Genomic DNA, 16639 nt, shown 5'->3' on the forward strand with positions numbered 1-16639 from the left:
AGCGGTTATCTGCAGCTTCATTATAACAGGCAATGGTAAACGCTTTCTGTGAGACCGATCACAGGCTCATGAAATCTGATCCCGGCTTGTCCTATTAAAAACAGGGCTTACCCTCATTGACTCCTGTTCGGGGAATGGCTACAATGTGACCATGTCATGCAACTAAAGGGGGATTTCAATGATTGAGCCGCTGACAGACTCCTTCGGTCGGATCCATGATTATATCCGCATCTCGGTCACCGATCGATGCAACCTGCGTTGTGTCTATTGTATGCCGGAGGAAGGAATGGAATTCCAGCCCCACGATCAGATTATGAGTTATGAAGAAATTGCAGCTGTCTTGCGCGTGCTAGCCCCCATGGGTGTATCTAAGGTTCGCTTGACCGGCGGCGAGCCGCTGGTGCGGAAAGATCTTGAATCCTTAGTCCATATGATTGCGAGCATTGATGGAATTAAAGATATATCTCTTACCACAAACGGGTTGCTACTGCCCTCCAAAGCCAAGCTTCTGAAGGAAGCGGGACTGACCCGCATCAACATTAGCCTGGATTCGCTTCAGGAGGAGCGCTACGCCCGAATCACTCGCGGCGGTAGTGTGCATAAGGTGCTGAAAGGCATCGAAGCCGCTTATGAAGCCGGACTCGACCCGATCAAATTGAACATGGTGCTGATGAAGGGCTTCAACGAGGATGAAATCCGCGACTTTATCGCCATGACGCTGGATCGCCCGCTGCATGTCCGGTTTATTGAATACATGCCGATCGGCCATGCCTCCGAGGAATGGCGGGACTCCTACCTGCCGCTTAGCCGGGTCAAGGAGGTGTGCGGCGAGGCGGGCTGGGAGGTTCGGGAGGAGAAGGGTCCTTCCGGCAACGGCCCGTCCCGCAATATGAAGGTGGCCGGCGCCGTCGGCACCTTCGGCCTGATTCATCCCGTCAGCGACCATTTCTGCGATTCATGCAACCGGCTCAGGCTGACGGCGGACGGCAACATTAAGGCCTGCCTGTATTGGTCCGACGAATTCAACGTCCGCCGGGTCATCGATGATCCGGTCGCGGTGGCGGACCTGTTCCGCAAGGCCCTGGGCGCCAAGCCCCTCAACCACGAGATGGCGCTCGCGCTCGAGAAAAAAACGCAAAGCCATACCCCGACCGTACGGCGCATGTCGCAAATCGGGGGATAATATCGAACGATAAATTTATCAACGATGGCTGCCGCACGATGCTCAGCATCGACGTTTGGACGGCAAGCCAATGACACGTCAAAGCTTTCAACATTTGCAAAAAGCCCGGCTGATATCCAATCAGCCGGGCTTTCTTTGATTCCCCTGATCTGCGCTGCCGCCTTCGGATCCATGTACGGACTTTTCGTTGATCCGGCTCCAGAACATTTTCCCTCTTTTCCTTTTCCCCTTCCTTTTCCCAGAACCTGAACTTTCAGCGGCTCATCGCATCTTTTAATCCTCTGCATCCATACGACAAGCTTCCTCGTAATCCTCCGGGCGGTTCATGTTGAATACCGCTTTGCGTGGGGAGCATCCCATCAAGGCTTCCAGCTGGTCCTCCGGCACGAGCAGGGCATCCAGCTCTTCGACCCAATCGGTCATGCGCAGCTCCCCCTCCTGCAGTCTTCGCTCGAGACCAGCCGCCGTTTCCTTCCGGTACAAGGCCAGCAGCGGATGAATTCTCCCTTGGATCACCGGAATAACCGCTCCCGGCCCGGCTGCTGCCGGATCCCCTTGGCCTTGCCCAGCTTCAGCGAGACCGAGCAGCGCACCTAACAATGCCGGACTGATGAACGGCATGTCACATGCTGCGACCATATTCCATGGGCGATCGGACGCCATCAGGGCAGCATGAATCCCTGCCATCGGCCCTTGGCCGGGATAAACGTCCGGCACGCATTCCACTCCGAGATGCCGAAACGAATCCGGATCATTGGCCGATAGGAGGATTCGCCCGCAGACTTGTTCCAGGCACCGAACGGTTCGCTCAATCAGGCTTTCTCCGTTCAAGGACAAAAGCGCTTTGTTTGCCCCCATTCTACGGGAAGCCCCGCCTGCAAGAATAATGCCTGCCACCCGCTCGGACGGACTGCTGCGTCTCCACTCCCCAACCTCCATCATGTTTTGACCCCTTTCTGATATACAAGTTGACTACAGAATCCTCCAATTGGTAATTAAGTTAATTAAGGTTAAACTAACAAAAGATGGTTTGTATCCCTTTTCAATGCGTGATACATTGGAGAAGGTAAGCGGTGTGGTTATGCCGCAAACATAATGCATTCGGTTTGAAAGGAATGACCTGCTTGCGGAATATGGATAAAGATCAACCTTCTCTTACATCGCTCAAGCTGTTCAACTTCTTCATTTACGGAACGATGGTCATATTCACCGGTTTCTTTCAGCTGTATTTGCAAGATATCGGCATGAGCAAAATCGAGATCGGCAGTCTGATGGCCATAGCTCCCTTCGTGTCGATCTTCGCCAACCCCTTCTGGGGTTACTGGGGCGACCGGACAGCGAATATCAAGCGCGTGCTTCTGATGATGATGACCGGCACGCTGCTCCTGGTTCATTTTGTCTTCCAAGCGAATACGTATGCCATGATTTATATGGCCATGATTCTGTTTTATTTTTTTCAGACCCCGATGTTCTCGCAGACCAATTCGCTAATATTGACCTATATCGACGGAACCCGGCACAAATTCGGCTCTTTCCGGCTATGGGGCTCGCTCGGCTGGGCCCTGACCGCGATCGCAGCCGGCCCTGTCATTGATCAGCTTGGCTCCGGACGTATTTCCATCGTCTTCTCGATCATGCTGTTCGTGGCGGCCATCTTCATCTTCACGCTTCCCGGCGTGCAGAAGACGACCGGGTCAGCTACCGTAACGCTGAAGGGATTAAGCCAGCTGTTTTTGAATTCGTATTTTGTCTGGTTTATCGTTTTGGGCATTTTGGTATCCATCCCGAATACGGCCAACAATACGTTCATGTCGCTGTATATTTTGGAGCTTGGCGGCACGACGCAGACGGTGGGGCTGGCCATCTTCTTTTCTTCGGTGTTTGAAGTTGTCATTTTCCTTGTCCTGGACCGGTTCTTGAAACGGAAGATCCATGTGCTGGTCGGCTGCCTGGCGGTCGTGAGCCTGCTCTTTGCCCTTCGCTGGCTTCTGATGGCTGAAGCGAGCAGCCCGGTTCATGTAGCCTTGATCCAGCTGCTTCACTGCGTTACCTTCGGCGGCTACTTCTATGTCGGCGTCCAGCTTACGATGCTGTTCGTCCCGAAGCCGTACCGCGCATCCGGACAAGCGATCTATACCTTAAGCTGGAGCGGGATTTCCGGCGTCGTCGGCGGTCTCGCCGGCGGCTGGATGTTTCAAAACTTCGGCGCCCAAACGATGTACCGCACCGGGATGATGCTCGCGATCATCGGCGTCATCGGCTTCGGCTGGATGTGGTACAATCTGCACAAGCACGGGTATCAGCCGCGGCAGCCCGATGAACTGCCGGACGACGCGGAGGAGGAATACTCCACCGTCTGATCCTCACACTTGTACTTTCATCTCAAGGCTTGCCCTTGGCACGGGATGTATCCTGCTGTATATGACAAGACTCGAAGACGCCGCCCAGCGGAATCTTCGAGTCTTGTTGGTTAAGGGGGGCTGTGGTAACCGTTCTGCATCACAGTGCCCTGAGATGCTTATCTTTTCGGGAGCTGGAACGAGCTCTTCAGCGAGACGACCCGGTTAAATACTGGACGCCCAGGCTGCGAATATTTCGTATCGACATTGAAGTAGCCATGACGGAAGAACTGGAATTTATCCTGCGGCTTGGCATCCTTCATATTCGGCTCCACGAACCCGTGCACGATCTGAAGCGAATTCGGGTTAATATCGTCAAGGAAGGATTTCTCCGCAGCAGCTTCCGTGCTCTCCTCCGTTTCACCGATGGCCTCCTGCGTCAGTTCCGGCTCGGCTTCAGCCTCCTCGTCCTTGAACAGCGGCTCATACAGGCGGAATTCGGCAGGCACGGCCTGGCTCGCTTCGACCCAATGGATCGTCCCCTTGACTTTACGGCCGGTAAAGCCGGTGCCGCTCTTCGTCTCCGGATCATAGGTGCAGTGTATTTCGATGACCTTCCCGTTCTCGTCCTTGATGACATCGTTGCACTTGATGAAGTAAGCATGCTTCAGACGGACCTCGTTGCCCGGGAACAGACGGAAATACTTGCTCGGAGGATTCTCCATGAAGTCCTCCTGTTCGATGTATATTTCACGGGAGAACGGAATTTGGCGGGAGCCCATTTCCGGATTTTCCGAGTTGTTCTCCGCCTCCAGCCATTCCACCTGACCTTCCGGGTAATTGGTGATCACGACCTTGAGCGGATCCAGCACCGCCATCGTCCGCGGCGCCTTCAGCTTCAGATCCTCCCGGATGAAGTGCTCCAGCATTTGACGGTCCACCGTGCCGTAAGCCTTGGAGATCCCGGTCTCATAGACGAAGCTCCGAATCGCCTCCGGCGTGTAGCCAAGCCGGCGAAGGCCGGAAATGGTCGGCATGCGCGGATCGTCCCAGCCGTCCACATACTGCTCGTCCACCAGCTGCTTCAGCTTGCGCTTGCTCGTTACGGTCTGGGCAACGTTCAGCCGTCCGAACTCATATTGGCGCGGCGTGCATTCCATCTCGCATTCGGCGACCACCCAATCATAGAACGGGCGCTGATCCTCAAATTCCAGCGAGCAGAGGGAATGGGTAACTCCTTCAATCGCATCCTCGATCGGATGGGCGAATGCATACATCGGGTAGATGCACCACTTGTCGCCCGTATTGTGATGATGCGCGTGGGATATGCGGTAAATAACCGGGTCGCGCAAATTGATGTTCGGCGATGCCATGTCGATCTTGGCGCGCAGCACCCGCTCGCCATTGCCGAATTCGCCCCGGCGCATCCGTTCGAACAGCTCCAGATTCTCTTCCACGCTGCGGTCGCGGTAAGGACTGTTTTGACCCGGCTCCGTCAGCGTGCCGCGGGTCTGCCGAATTTGGTCGGCGGTTTGATCGTCCACGTATGCCTTCCCTTTCTTAATGAGCAGCACCGCGCGATTGTACATTTCCTCGAAATAGTCCGACGCAAAGCGCAGCTCTTCCCAATCAAAGCCGAGCCACTTTACATCCTCCTTAATGGAGTTGACGTACTCGATGTCTTCCTTCACCGGATTCGTGTCGTCGAATCGAAGATGGGTCCGTCCGCCGAACTCGTCGGCCAGCGTAAAATTAATCCAGATCGCCTTGGCATGTCCGATATGCAGGTAACCGTTCGGCTCCGGCGGGAAGCGGGTGACGATCTCCTTCACCTTGCCGGACTTCAGATCTTCGGCGATGATATTTTTTATGAAGTTGGAGGGGGTGCCCCGGTGGTTCTCCACGTTGATCAACCTTTCGTCCTGTAATTTCCGTCTATCTCCTGTATAAACGTGTTTCCCTTAAATATACCTGTAATATCCCGATTGTTCAAGGAACGCGGGCGCTTCCAAGGGATAAGGCAGTCCTTTCAAATAAACCGGATATATCCGCTGGGAGCCCTTATAGCCCCTGCTGCCCAGTGGATGTGAAGCTTCGCTGGGCAAGCCAGCAAAAAGCGGGCAATCCGCGAGTAAGCCAGCGCGTCTGCCGCGGCACTACATATGCTTTGACGGGTGCGGCTTGAATGAGGTAGCATGGATACAAAAACAGCCGACAGGAGGCAATCCTTCATGAGACCGATCAAGCTTGCCAAGGAACAGCGCGATCTGCTGGTCGAAGAAGTCCGCCATTATTTCGAAACCGAGCGCGGCGAAATGATCGGCCATCTAGCTGCGGAAGGTATCTTGGACTATTTTGCGGCAACCCTGGGACCTTACATTTACAATCAGGCACTCAGCGATTGCAGGCAAGTCGTAAATGAGCGGATGATTACGCTGGAAGAAGACATTTACGCGCTGGAAAAAAACACGAACACGAAGCGAACCCGCTAAAGCAGCGGACTAGGATCAATACAAAAGAGGGAGATACGAGATGTTTGGATATGCGCTTGACGAGCACGTCGAGCTGCGTCCGCTTGCGATCGAGCATGCGCGGGCGCTGTTCGAAATCACGGACCGTTCACGGGATCGGCTGCGGAAGTGGCTTCCCTGGGTGGATTCCGTACAGGAGGTTAACGATACCGTCAACTATATAAAAGGAGCCATGAAGCAGGCTGCGGAAAACGGCGGCTTCTCCGCCGGCATCTGGGTGAGAGAAGAGCTGGCGGGAACGATCTCCTTCCATGAGATCGATTGGAACAACCGCTCCGTCGGCCTCGGCTACTGGCTTGATCAGCAATTCACCGGACAAGGGCTGATGACGAGCGCTTGCCGGGCTTTCACGGACCATGCGCTCATGCGGATGGGGCTGAACCGGGTGGAGATTCGCTGCGCAACCGCCAACCACCGCAGCCGGGCAATCCCGGAGCGGCTGGGATTCGTCCTGGAGGGCGTTATCCGCGAGGCGGAGAAGCTGCCCCAAGGCTACGTCAACCATGCCGTCTACGGCATGATTCAGAGCGAATGGAAGCGGCTAGGCTAGATTGGAATTTTATTTTATTATCGAACGGGGGCAGGACGCAGCATCCAGACATCCGGCGAATCGCCAAGGTCATGGATGGAGGCGCCTGTCCCCTTTTACTGCCTAAGTCATAGCCTGGAAACCTATCCAGTAAAACTTCGCGGACCGCTTCTAGCTTGAGGGTGCGGTCGGCAAGCTGCAGGGTGCAACGCAATCAAGCTTTCGCTGAATTAGGATTCCCTTAATTTCTCCAGCGACTTTGCGAACTGCCCCTTCAAGCTTGCAGCCAGCTCCTCCAGCTCCAGCATCCGGCTTAGCGCCTCCTCATCCTTGCGGCCTTCCTTCATCACGCGCAGCACTTCCCGCACCGTTACACCGGAGCTGCGGCGATCCAGCCGGGTCACAGGGGAATCCGCGCTAACCTCGCCTTCCTCCAGGACGCGGAAATAAAACCCGCTGTAGCCCGTGTTCAGCACCCTGGCCGGCATATCCTTCACCCCGTGCTTGTGCGACAGCTTGAAGCACGGATATCTGGGCTGGCTGACCTGCAGGACTGCTTCGCCAATCCGAAACACATCGCCGATGCATACCTGGTCCTCCAGGAGGCCTTGCAGCGTTAAATTTTCCCCGAAAGAGGCATACTGCATATCCTTGCCCAGGGATCTTCGCCAATATGGATAGTGCTCGTATGGATAAGCGCACACCGCCTTGTCCGGACCTCCATGATTCACGAGATCGGCCTGACCGTCCCCTTCGAAATTCACATTGCTTAAAAATACCGGTCCTTGCACAGGCTGCTTATAGATTCCGGTTGTCAGAGCCTTGCCCTCATAATCCACCGTGACCGGCTTCCCTACATTCAGCGAAACGATTCCCAACGTCATGGCAACTTTACCTCCGTCTATCTGATCTTTTCATCATACTATATGAGGTTGTTCAAAAAGTCATCATTTGATCACGGGGCAACTCTAAAAGGCATATTCACATCGGCGCTTGCTCAACCTCCAGAGTCCGACACGCATACCGGTTATGACGTTGCATAAGGCCTGTACGCATACCGGATATGGCAATGCGTAAGGCCGGCCGGATACAGCAAACGGCCCGGCAGCAAGCGCCGGACCGTTCATCCCAAACCGCGCCCATCGCCGGGCCGGATGCTGAGCATTCCTGATATTTTTATAAAAAGCAGCACATCCATATATCATCCACATACCGGCCATCCACATAAAACTCCCGGACCAGCCTTCCCTCTTCCCGGAAGCCGCAAGCGCGGTATAAGGATAAGGCCGCAAGATTCGAGGACAGCACCCGGAGCCTCAGCTTGGCAATACCTTCTCCACTCGCCAGCTCCTTGGCCGCCTCGATCAGCTGCAGGCCGATGCCTTGGCGCTGATAGGACGGATGGACCGCAATATTCAGCTCCATCACATGGCGATGGCTTGCCAGCCCGCTGGGAGAGCGAAAGCCGACATAACCGCATAATATATCTTCGCAAGCCGCTACCAGCTGGCTTCCGGGAGGGCAATGCAGCAGAAACTGCTCCCTCGAGGTCCAATGCAGCGGCTCGGGGGCCGTATTCCTGTTCCACACCAGATGGTCCAGCTCCATCAGCTGGGCGGCGTCCTTCATCTCCGACAAGCGGATGGTGACGATTTCCTGACTGGCTTTCACCCTAGCATCCCCTCACTTTAAACAGCGCGTACCTCTTTATTATAACAGGTGGGGGCAACCGCTGCAGGGTAAGCTCGGTATGCAACAGCCTATCCTATATCGTTCGATCCGGCCGAGAGAACAATGGCAGCGGGGACCCTATGTCCAAGCAGAACCGGAATCCCCTACACACGGTATCTCATTGTACTCATCTATAACAACGGGTAAATTTCTGTCCAAATTGCATCCATGATCTCCTGCATTCGATCTTCCCGGCTATTCACCGCGATGACCGCATCTTTGCCGGGGAGAATGATGCATAGCTGGCCGGATGCCCCATCTGCACGATAGGCATCGTGAGTGCACATCCAAAATTGGCAGCCATACCCCTGAGCCCAATCGGGGCTGCCCTGCGTATCGATCTGTTTGGAGGATGCGAATCGTATCCACGCTTCAGGCACAATCTGTTGTCCTTCCCACAATCCGCGCTGCAGCAGAAGCTGGCCAAAAATGCTGAGTTCCTCATTGCTGATAGATAAGCCCGCACATCCCAGCGTCACACCCAGCGGGGATGACTCCCAATGAACATTTTCTATACCCAAGGGCTCAAACAGGCGTGGAGTCAGATAGTCCCTTACCGTCTCGCCTGTCGCCGCCTGGAGCATAGCCGAGATCATAAACGTATCTCCACTGCTGTATGTAAACATGTCGCCCGGCGTCCGGTCAAGCGGTAGCGACATATAGTACTTAGCCCAATCCTTCTCTTTCAAGGATGCTCTTTCGTTTGCCCATAAGGGCGGCGAATCATGGCCCGAAGACATTCGAAGCAAATTGTATAGTGTGATGTTGCCGGGATCGAGAGACGGCTCCAGATTGTCAACTATCGAAGAGTTACTATTAAAAAATTCACCCAGCCGGCTGTTCAGCGCGAGCTTGCCTTCCTCAATGGCCAGGCCGACGGCCATACAAGTAAAAGATTTGCTAATGGAATGCTGAACACGCCGTTTGTCCTCCGTCAAATCGTACTTCCCCCACAGCCGGCCGTTTTGACGAACCCGCGCTGAGTGAACCTGCAATCCTCTGTCTGCGATGTAATCAATAAAGCCGGTTAATGAATGATTAGACATGGATTTACCTCCTATCCGATTAGGCATATTCGCTTCGGTCTCGTAAGACCGCAGCCCCTGAAAGGGTCTTCAGCAAGATTCATGCTCTCATCTCAGAATAACATGTTTCAACCCCAATAGAAACGTTTCAACAAACGATGATTTTTTTGCCAATACACGATTACAGGAATCCCTTGTATCCCCAATGAAATGAAAGCGTTTTCTATGGCGAAAACACACTCCATTTAGGGAAAAATATAGATTTCAGTCCTTAACTGGATCATTTCACATGAAAAATTATAATTTTTAAAAACGATATTGACAAAGATTTGATGTGCAATTATGATGTTATCGAAACGATTCGATAAATCGCTTTCATAAAATAACGATCATATCTTGAATCACATCGGTAACGGAACTGACAGGTACCTTCAGCAGTCCCGCTTGGATATTGCGAATATCGGGGGATGCTTAGATCCCTCCGCCTATTTGCCTAGATCGTTCACACTTGAAAGGGGTTACTTATGGCGCATATTACGATAGAGACCGGCTCCCCCACTTTATGCATGACGACAAGCATCCATGTCGTGTCGCCCGTGGAATCAGGCAAACCGCCGGATTACACACTCTATCTTCTTCATGGAGCAGGCGATAACGCAAGTACTTGGCAGCGCCTGACTACCGTTGAGCAATACGCACATCAATACAACTGCACCGTCATTATGCCGGAGGCAAACCGAAGCTACTATACAGACATGACGTATGGGCTTAACTATTTTTATTACATTACCCAGGAGCTCCCGAAGTTTTGCAGCCGATTGTTCCAACTGAATGAGGACCGGGCCCGTACCTTTATCGCCGGCTTGTCCATGGGCGGATACGGAGCACTTAAATGTGCGTTAACTTATCCCGGACAATACGCAAAAGCCGTTTCGTTATCCGGTGTAACCGATATTCGGAAGAGGATTCACGATATGGACATGCCTGCCGGTATGGTCAAGGAAATGCAGGCCGTATTCGGTCCGGAGCTCGACATCAAGCCGGATCAGGATCTGTACAAGCTCGCGGAAACGGCACTTGCGCAGACCGGAAAGCTGCCCCCGATCCTCTGCTGCTGCGGAACGGAAGATCCCTTTATCGAGATGAACCGCGAATTTGCCGCGTACCTGAGACAAAGCGGTTCCGACTTCCACTACGTGGAAGGACCCGGAGCGCATGAATGGCGATTCTGGGAGCAGCATCTGGAAACGGCATTTGATTTTCTTTTTAACGACAAGACTCAAGAAGAGTGAGGAGATGCCACTTGAAACCTGCAGCCTTAGGGCCCACCAAGAAACCGCACGGACGCTCAAAATTCAAGAAGCTTGCGTCTGAAATCAAAAAAAACCGAATGACCTACACCCTGCTGATTCCGGGGCTTGTCTGGCTGATCATCTTCGCCTACATGCCGATGGGCGGCCTGTCCCTCGCATTCAAGGACTACAAGGCCAATCTCGGGATCCTGGGGAGCCCTTGGGTCGGATTCGAAAACTTTAAGTATGTATTCCGGGATCCGACCTTTATCGATGCCGTCTGGCGTACGCTCTACATTAACATTATCAAGCTGGCGGTCACGTTTCCGGTTCCGATCATTCTCGCACTGATCCTGAACGAGCTGCGGATGAGCCGGATGAAAAAGGCCTTCCAGACGGTGCTGACCTTCCCGCACTTCCTGTCCTGGATTATCGTCTCCGGTATTGTCATCAACGTGCTCGCTTATGACGGCCTGGTGAACAGCACCCTTGCGATACTCGGTCTGCCGACCATCAACTTCCTCGGTTCGGAAAGCAACTTCATTCCGATGATCCTGCTCACGGATATCTGGAAATCCGCCGGCTGGGGAGCGATCGTCTACCTCGCCGCCATATCCGGTATCGATCAAGACCAGTATGAATCGGCTCAAATCGACGGAGCTACACGTATGCAGCAGATGTTCCGCATTACGCTGCCTAATATTATGCCAACCGTGACGATCATGTTCATCCTTTCGGTAGGCGGACTGATGTCCTCCGGCTTCGATCAAATATTTAACCTGGCGAATGCCGCGACCAAGAACGTATCGGAAGTGCTGGACGTCTACATTTACCGGATTACGTTCCAGTCGTCAACGGACTTCTCGTTCTCTACGGCGGTCAGCTTGTTCCGGTCTCTCGTCAACATGGCGCTTCTGCTTATTGCGGACAGAGTAGCCAAAAAAATGGGCGGAGACGGTTTATTCCGTTAAGAAAGGAGTCGAAAAGAAATGAGCACCATTACTTCAAGTCCCAAGAGGACGAAGATTCGCAAGAACAAGATGAAGATGACTCTTCTCGATTATATTTTGCTGGCCGTGCTTGTCGTACTGGCTCTGCTGATCGTGATTCCGTTCTGGAATGTCATTATGATCTCGTTCTCCACGCCAAAAGAATACGCCGATAACCCGCTCATGATGCTGCCTGCTAATCCAACGCTGGAGAATTATAAAGCGCTGTTCGCCGACGGAAGCATCTTGACCGGCTACTGGAACACCTTCAAGCTCCTGATTATCGGTTTGCCGCTCAGCCTGTTCTTAACCATTACGATGGCTTATGCGCTCAGCCGGAACAAGTTTCCGGGCAAAAAGCTGATCTTTATGCTGGTCCTGTTCACCATGATCTTCAACGGCGGGATTGTTCCGCTCTATCTCATCATGAAGGCTCTGCACCTGACCGGAACGCTCTGGTCCGTTATTCTCGCAGGCAGCTTCAGCGCCTTCAACATGATTCTGATGATGAACTACTTCCAGGGGCTCCCGGAATCCTTGATGGAATCCGCCCGGCTTGATGGGGCCGGAGAATGGAAAATCCTCTTCTCCGTCGTCCTGCCGCTGGCCGCCCCGATTATTGCGACCATTACGCTGTTCTACGGCGTAGCCATTTGGAACAGCTGGTATGACGCCATGATCTTCCTGCGTAAGGCGGATCAGCTCCCGCTCCAGAACGTGCTGCGAACGATCATCGTCGAATCGCAGACCAACGCCTCCAACGCTTCAAGCGTGGATGCTGCCGGAAAGTCCAACTTCTCGACCGGTATGAAAATGGCGGCGGTATTCGTCAGTATGGTACCGATTATGTGCTTCTTCCCGATGCTTCAAAAGCATTTTGCCAAAGGGGTATTAACAGGGGCTATCAAGACCTGATTAATGCATAGATTTCAGCCAAAAAAATCTAATCATTCATGGGGGTAGAACATGAAAACGAACAAACGGCTGTCGGCTAAATCCATTCTGTTGCTGCTGCTGAGCATGAGCCTTGTGCTTGTGACCGCATGCTCGAAGGGAGACTCCTCAAGCAGCGGAGAAAGCGGGAAAGACGAGAACGGGAACTACAAAGATAAGCTGAAAATTTCCGTAGCAAGCACTGTTACGGTCAAGGACGGCGATATGGACAACGAGTTCCACAAGTACTGGATGGACAAGTACAACATCGAGTGGGATTACAACTTTGTCGAGTGGGATTCCTGGGGCGAGAAGCTCCGTCTATGGATCAACTCGGGCGATTTGCCTGATGTGGCTGTCTGGGATTATGTTCACGGCGATGCCATGAACTACATTGATCAGGGTCTCTTGTACAAATTCCCTGATGACTGGAAGGAACGCTGGCCGAACGTTGCGAAGGCTTACAGCCTGACTGGACTTGGCGATAAGCTGGAAGAACTGACTGGTGGAACTTACATTCTGCCAAGACCGGTATACTTCGAGAACAAACCAGCTGATCCGCTCACGAACCAGATTGGCGTTATCGCTATTCGCAAGGACTGGGCAGAAGCAGTCAATTTTGAACTCAAGGATGCTTACACAACGAGCGAACTCATGGAATACGCCCGTCTGGTGAAAGAGAAGGATCCGGGCAAGGTGGGATCGAAGCTCGTTCCGATTTCCTACAAGCCTGATGATGTCCTGACGAACATCATGATGCCGAACAGCGCACATTCCCGTGTGGAATCGGCGTTCTATAAAGGTGAGGACGGCAAATACAAGTGGGGTCCGGCAGATCCGGAGACACTTACCGGCCTGAAGCTGGTTCAGGAAGCATACAAGGAAGGCCTTCTGAATCCTGAATTCTATACCTGGAAGAGCAGTGAAGCCAGCAACAACTTCCGTGTGAACGGCACGGCTGCTGTCATGAGTCTCGGCGGACTGGCTTCCTACCGTCAAGACGTGGACAAAGACATGAAGAAGAACCTGAATCTGAACAGCGATGACGTTGTTCATACCGCTATCGTCCTTGGCGAAGACGGCAAGTACCGCAATCTGGAGCAGGTTAACTTCTGGTCCGCCCTGATCTTCTCGCCGGATATCAGCAAAGAGAAATTCGAGCGCGTTATGGACCTTGTTGATTTCTCCGTCACAGAAGAAGGACAAATGATTCTGAACATGGGCTTTGAAGGAACCGACTGGAAATACGGTGAGAACAAAGAATTGATCAGCCTCCTTCCCGAAGGAACGAGCGTCGGCGACAAATATCCTGGTCGCTTTGAAGGTCTTTACTTGCTTGGCGACGATTTCAGCATGATCAACCCTGCAATCAAGCAAGAATACCGTGATACGGCAGTCAAGCATTACCAGAACAAAGCGAAGTTCGGCAAGGAAGGCGGCGCGCTCGCTCTGTACGATTGGGATGTCCAGCTGTATGATTCCAAGGCTAAAAACCAGGCAACCTTCAATTACGCTGAAGAATACACCAACCTGATTCTCCAAGATGGAGATTTGGAAACGAATTGGAAGAAATGGGTTGAGAGCAAGCAATCTCTTGTACAACCCGTCTTGGATGAACTCAATAACTTAAAAAAGTAAAACAAACAGCTTCAAACTAGAGTTGGCCTGAGGCATTCGCCAGCGGTACAAGTCCTTTGAACCCGGTGTGCAGGATTTCGAATGCAGCCGGGTTCTTGACTTCTGCCCTGCTCATTCTTCTGAATGAGGAGTTTGCACAACTACATGCCCATCCATGTTTTGTGCATGCTCCTGAGAAAGGAGATAGAGACATCAGTCAACCCGTTCTCATTCTATTTATTCTCGTAGATATAAAGAAGTGGAGGGAAATACATGGACCAGAAGCAGTTAACCGACCTTTTAACAAAGATGACGCTAGAAGAAAAGATAGCACAGTTGCTGCAGCTTACATCTAATCTCCATGAAGGCACGGAAGATCAGGGTCAAATTACAGGGCCCATGGAGGAAATGGGGCTCACCACAGACATGGTCCGTGCCAGCGGTTCGGTTCTCGGTCTGTCAGGAGCCGCTTCGATCATAGCATTACAACAGAATTATATGAAGAACAGCCGTCTCGGGATTCCGCTCTTGTTTATGGCTGATGTGGTGCACGGGTTTAAGACCATCTTTCCGATCCCGCTTGCCATCGGCTGTTCCTGGGATCTCGAGCTTGCCGAGAAAAGTGCAGAAATTGCCGCACGGGAGTCCGCCGTCTCCGGCATCCATGTCACGTTCGCTCCAATGGTTGACCTGGTACGGGATCCGCGCTGGGGACGAGTCATGGAAACAACGGGCGAAGACCCGTATTTGAACAGCTTGTTCGCCAGAGCTTTTGTGCGCGGGTACCAGGGAAGCGCGCTGGCGGAGGATAACGAACGCCTGGCCGCCTGCGTCAAGCACTTTGCCGCGTACGGGGCTGCGGAGGGCGGCCGTGATTACAACACGGTGGACATGTCGGAGAGACAACTGCGCGAATATTATCTCCCTGCTTATAAGGCCGCACTGGATGAAGGCTGCGAAATGGTGATGGCCTCTTTCAATACCGTTGATGGCATTCCTGCTTCCGGCAATGAGAAGCTGATGCGCGGTATTTTGCGTGATGAGTGGGGATTTGACGGGATTCTCATATCCGACTGGGCATCCATTCGGGAAATGATCGCCCACGGGGCCGCAGAGGATGACCGTGAAGCTGCCTACCGGGCGATGCGCGCAGGCGTCGATATCGAAATGATGACCCCTTGCTACGTCCATCATCTTCCGAATTTGATCAAAAGCGGGCTCATCGATGAATCGCTGATTGATGAGGCCGTCATGCGTATTCTGCAACTGAAAAACAAGCTGGGATTGTTCGAAAATCCGTTCCGGGGAGCGGATCCGGAACGGGAGCGCGAGCTGCTCTTCTGTGACGAGCATCGCCAGGCAGCTTACGATCTGGCGGTGAAGTCCAGCGTCCTGCTAAAAAATAACGGTGTTCTTCCTCTTCAACCTGATTCCAATGTCGCTTTGATCGGCCCTTTTGCAGACCAGGAGGACATCCTCGGATGGTGGTCCTGTGTCGGCGCCAAAGAAGATGCCGTAAAGCTGGGCACGGCCATGAAAGAACGCATCAGCGGCAAGCTGACCATCACCGCCGGATGCAATTTTGACTCGATGGACGCAAAGCAGCTGGAATTGGCACTGGACGCTGCCCGTGAAGCGGATGTCATCGTTCTGGCACTCGGCGAAGAATCCGAAATGAGCGGTGAAGGCGGTTCACGCACGGATATTACGCTGCCGAAAGCGCAGCTTGAGCTGGTTCAACATCTGAAGCAGTTAAACAAGCCTATTGCTGCTGTCATCTTTAACGGCCGTCCACTGGATCTGCAAGGTATTTTCGATGAAGCGGATGCCGTGCTTGAAGCTTGGTTTCCGGGCAGCGAAGGCGGTGCAGCCATTGCCGATCTGCTGATCGGCCGCATGAATCCGTCCGGAAGGCTCACCATGTCCTTCCCGCAGTCCGTCGGTCAGGTTCCGGTTTATTACAACGTCTTTAACACAGGCCGTCCTATGGACCCTTCCAAAACCGGCGAACGCTATGTATCTAAATATATCGACAGTCCTAATGAGCCTCTGCTCCCGTTCGGCTACGGCCTGTCTTATACCACCTTTGAATTCGGTGAGCTTCAATTGTCCAGAAGCGAGATCACAGCAGATCAGCACCTTACGGCGCGGATTCGGGTGACCAATACGGGTGCAAGAACGGGTGTTGAAACCGTTCAGCTGTATATACGGGATATGACAGGCGAAGTCGTTCGGCCACTGCGCGAGCTGAAAGGGTTCCAACAGCTGAAGCTTCAACCGGGCGAGAGCAAAATCGCCGAATTCACCATTAGCGAAGATATGCTCCGTTACCATCACAGTGATCTCAGCTTTACTAGTGATCCGGGCCGCTTCCAACTGTTTGTCGGTCCTAACAGCCGGGATTGCCTGCAGGCTTCCTTTAAGCTTGTATAAATATATTACAATATCGATTTTTTAAACTACATCACAA

The 16639-nt window shown here is 52.9% G+C and carries 14 protein-coding genes; 9 read left to right on the forward strand and 5 right to left on the reverse strand.

What is annotated here, in order from left to right; translation table 11 throughout:
* The first annotated feature begins 178 nt into the window (after positions 1 to 178).
* Positions 179 to 1183: a GTP 3',8-cyclase MoaA gene (moaA, locus tag J2Z18_RS00785; protein WP_007128806.1), complete on the forward strand. Its 1005-nt coding sequence runs from the start codon at positions 179 to 181 to the stop codon at positions 1181 to 1183.
* A 273-nt stretch (positions 1184 to 1456) separates the two neighbouring features.
* Here moaA and mobA read toward each other — a convergent pair whose 3' ends face one another.
* Complete coding sequence (gene mobA, locus J2Z18_RS00790) at positions 1457 to 2125, reverse strand: molybdenum cofactor guanylyltransferase (protein WP_210094009.1); 669 nt, start codon at positions 2123 to 2125, stop codon at positions 1457 to 1459.
* A gap of 182 nt (positions 2126 to 2307) precedes the next feature.
* On the opposite strand from mobA, the gene J2Z18_RS00795 reads away from it, so the two are divergent.
* Complete coding sequence (locus tag J2Z18_RS00795) at positions 2308 to 3543, forward strand: MFS transporter (RefSeq protein ID WP_034274253.1); 1236 nt, start codon at positions 2308 to 2310, stop codon at positions 3541 to 3543.
* Between the two features lie 158 nt (positions 3544 to 3701).
* On the opposite strand, the gene J2Z18_RS00800 is transcribed toward J2Z18_RS00795, so the two are convergent.
* Positions 3702 to 5435: a glutamine--tRNA ligase/YqeY domain fusion protein gene (locus J2Z18_RS00800; protein ID WP_210094010.1), complete on the reverse strand. Its 1734-nt coding sequence runs from the start codon at positions 5433 to 5435 to the stop codon at positions 3702 to 3704.
* A gap of 318 nt (positions 5436 to 5753) precedes the next feature.
* Between J2Z18_RS00800 and J2Z18_RS00805 the strand changes: the two genes are divergently transcribed.
* Positions 5754 to 6014 (forward strand): DUF2164 domain-containing protein, encoded by a 261-nt coding sequence (locus tag J2Z18_RS00805; RefSeq protein ID WP_210094011.1) that lies wholly within the window; start codon positions 5754 to 5756, stop codon positions 6012 to 6014.
* Positions 6015 to 6054: 40 nt separating this feature from the next.
* Positions 6055 to 6603 (forward strand): GNAT family N-acetyltransferase, encoded by a 549-nt coding sequence (locus J2Z18_RS00810; RefSeq protein WP_007128811.1) that lies wholly within the window; start codon positions 6055 to 6057, stop codon positions 6601 to 6603.
* 209 nt (positions 6604 to 6812) lie between these two features.
* On the opposite strand, the gene J2Z18_RS00815 is transcribed toward J2Z18_RS00810, so the two are convergent.
* The 3 genes from J2Z18_RS00815 to J2Z18_RS00825 form a co-directional block, all read right to left on the reverse strand.
* Complete coding sequence (locus tag J2Z18_RS00815; protein ID WP_210094012.1) at positions 6813 to 7466, reverse strand: MOSC domain-containing protein; 654 nt, start codon at positions 7464 to 7466, stop codon at positions 6813 to 6815.
* Positions 7467 to 7758: 292 nt separating this feature from the next.
* Entirely contained in the window at positions 7759 to 8253 is a 495-nt protein-coding gene (locus J2Z18_RS00820) for a GNAT family N-acetyltransferase (protein WP_210094013.1), read from the reverse strand.
* A 191-nt stretch (positions 8254 to 8444) separates the two neighbouring features.
* Complete coding sequence (locus tag J2Z18_RS00825) at positions 8445 to 9359, reverse strand: serine hydrolase domain-containing protein (protein ID WP_210094014.1); 915 nt, start codon at positions 9357 to 9359, stop codon at positions 8445 to 8447.
* A 503-nt stretch (positions 9360 to 9862) separates the two neighbouring features.
* Between J2Z18_RS00825 and J2Z18_RS00830 the strand changes: the two genes are divergently transcribed.
* From J2Z18_RS00830 to J2Z18_RS00850, 5 genes are all read left to right on the forward strand, one after another.
* Complete coding sequence (locus tag J2Z18_RS00830; RefSeq protein ID WP_210094015.1) at positions 9863 to 10630, forward strand: alpha/beta hydrolase; 768 nt, start codon at positions 9863 to 9865, stop codon at positions 10628 to 10630.
* Positions 10631 to 10641: 11 nt separating this feature from the next.
* Entirely contained in the window at positions 10642 to 11601 is a 960-nt protein-coding gene (locus J2Z18_RS00835) for an ABC transporter permease (RefSeq protein ID WP_007128816.1), read from the forward strand.
* A gap of 18 nt (positions 11602 to 11619) precedes the next feature.
* Positions 11620 to 12534, forward strand: coding sequence for a carbohydrate ABC transporter permease (locus J2Z18_RS00840; RefSeq protein ID WP_007128817.1), 915 nt, complete (start codon positions 11620 to 11622; stop codon positions 12532 to 12534).
* A gap of 51 nt (positions 12535 to 12585) precedes the next feature.
* Positions 12586 to 14190, forward strand: a complete 1605-nt coding sequence (locus J2Z18_RS00845; protein ID WP_007128818.1) for a type 2 periplasmic-binding domain-containing protein — start codon at positions 12586 to 12588, stop codon at positions 14188 to 14190.
* Between the two features lie 252 nt (positions 14191 to 14442).
* Positions 14443 to 16602, forward strand: a complete 2160-nt coding sequence (locus J2Z18_RS00850) for a glycoside hydrolase family 3 N-terminal domain-containing protein (RefSeq protein WP_007128819.1) — start codon at positions 14443 to 14445, stop codon at positions 16600 to 16602.
* Positions 16603 to 16639: the final 37 nt, after the last annotated feature.

The sequence above is a fragment of the Paenibacillus lactis genome (assembly GCF_017873605.1).
Lineage (GTDB): Bacteria > Bacillota > Bacilli > Paenibacillales > Paenibacillaceae > Paenibacillus_AQ > Paenibacillus_AQ lactis.

Excerpts from the sequence above, each read along its gene's own strand:
- J2Z18_RS00850 (WP_007128819.1), top strand. The coding sequence starts at position 14,443 with ATGGACCAGAAGCAGTTAACCGACCTTTTAACAAAGATGACGCTAGAA.
- J2Z18_RS00830 (WP_210094015.1), top strand. The coding sequence starts at position 9,863 with ATGGCGCATATTACGATAGAGACCGGCTCCCCCACTTTATGCATGACG.
- J2Z18_RS00810 (WP_007128811.1), top strand. The coding sequence starts at position 6,055 with ATGTTTGGATATGCGCTTGACGAGCACGTCGAGCTGCGTCCGCTTGCG.
- J2Z18_RS00815 (WP_210094012.1), bottom strand. The coding sequence starts at position 7,466 with ATGACGTTGGGAATCGTTTCGCTGAATGTAGGGAAGCCGGTCACGGTG.
- moaA (WP_007128806.1), top strand. The coding sequence starts at position 179 with ATGATTGAGCCGCTGACAGACTCCTTCGGTCGGATCCATGATTATATC.
- J2Z18_RS00840 (WP_007128817.1), top strand. The coding sequence starts at position 11,620 with ATGAGCACCATTACTTCAAGTCCCAAGAGGACGAAGATTCGCAAGAAC.
- J2Z18_RS00825 (WP_210094014.1), bottom strand. The coding sequence starts at position 9,359 with ATGTCTAATCATTCATTAACCGGCTTTATTGATTACATCGCAGACAGA.
- J2Z18_RS00845 (WP_007128818.1), top strand. The coding sequence starts at position 12,586 with ATGAAAACGAACAAACGGCTGTCGGCTAAATCCATTCTGTTGCTGCTG.
- J2Z18_RS00805 (WP_210094011.1), top strand. The coding sequence starts at position 5,754 with ATGAGACCGATCAAGCTTGCCAAGGAACAGCGCGATCTGCTGGTCGAA.
- mobA (WP_210094009.1), bottom strand. The coding sequence starts at position 2,125 with ATGATGGAGGTTGGGGAGTGGAGACGCAGCAGTCCGTCCGAGCGGGTG.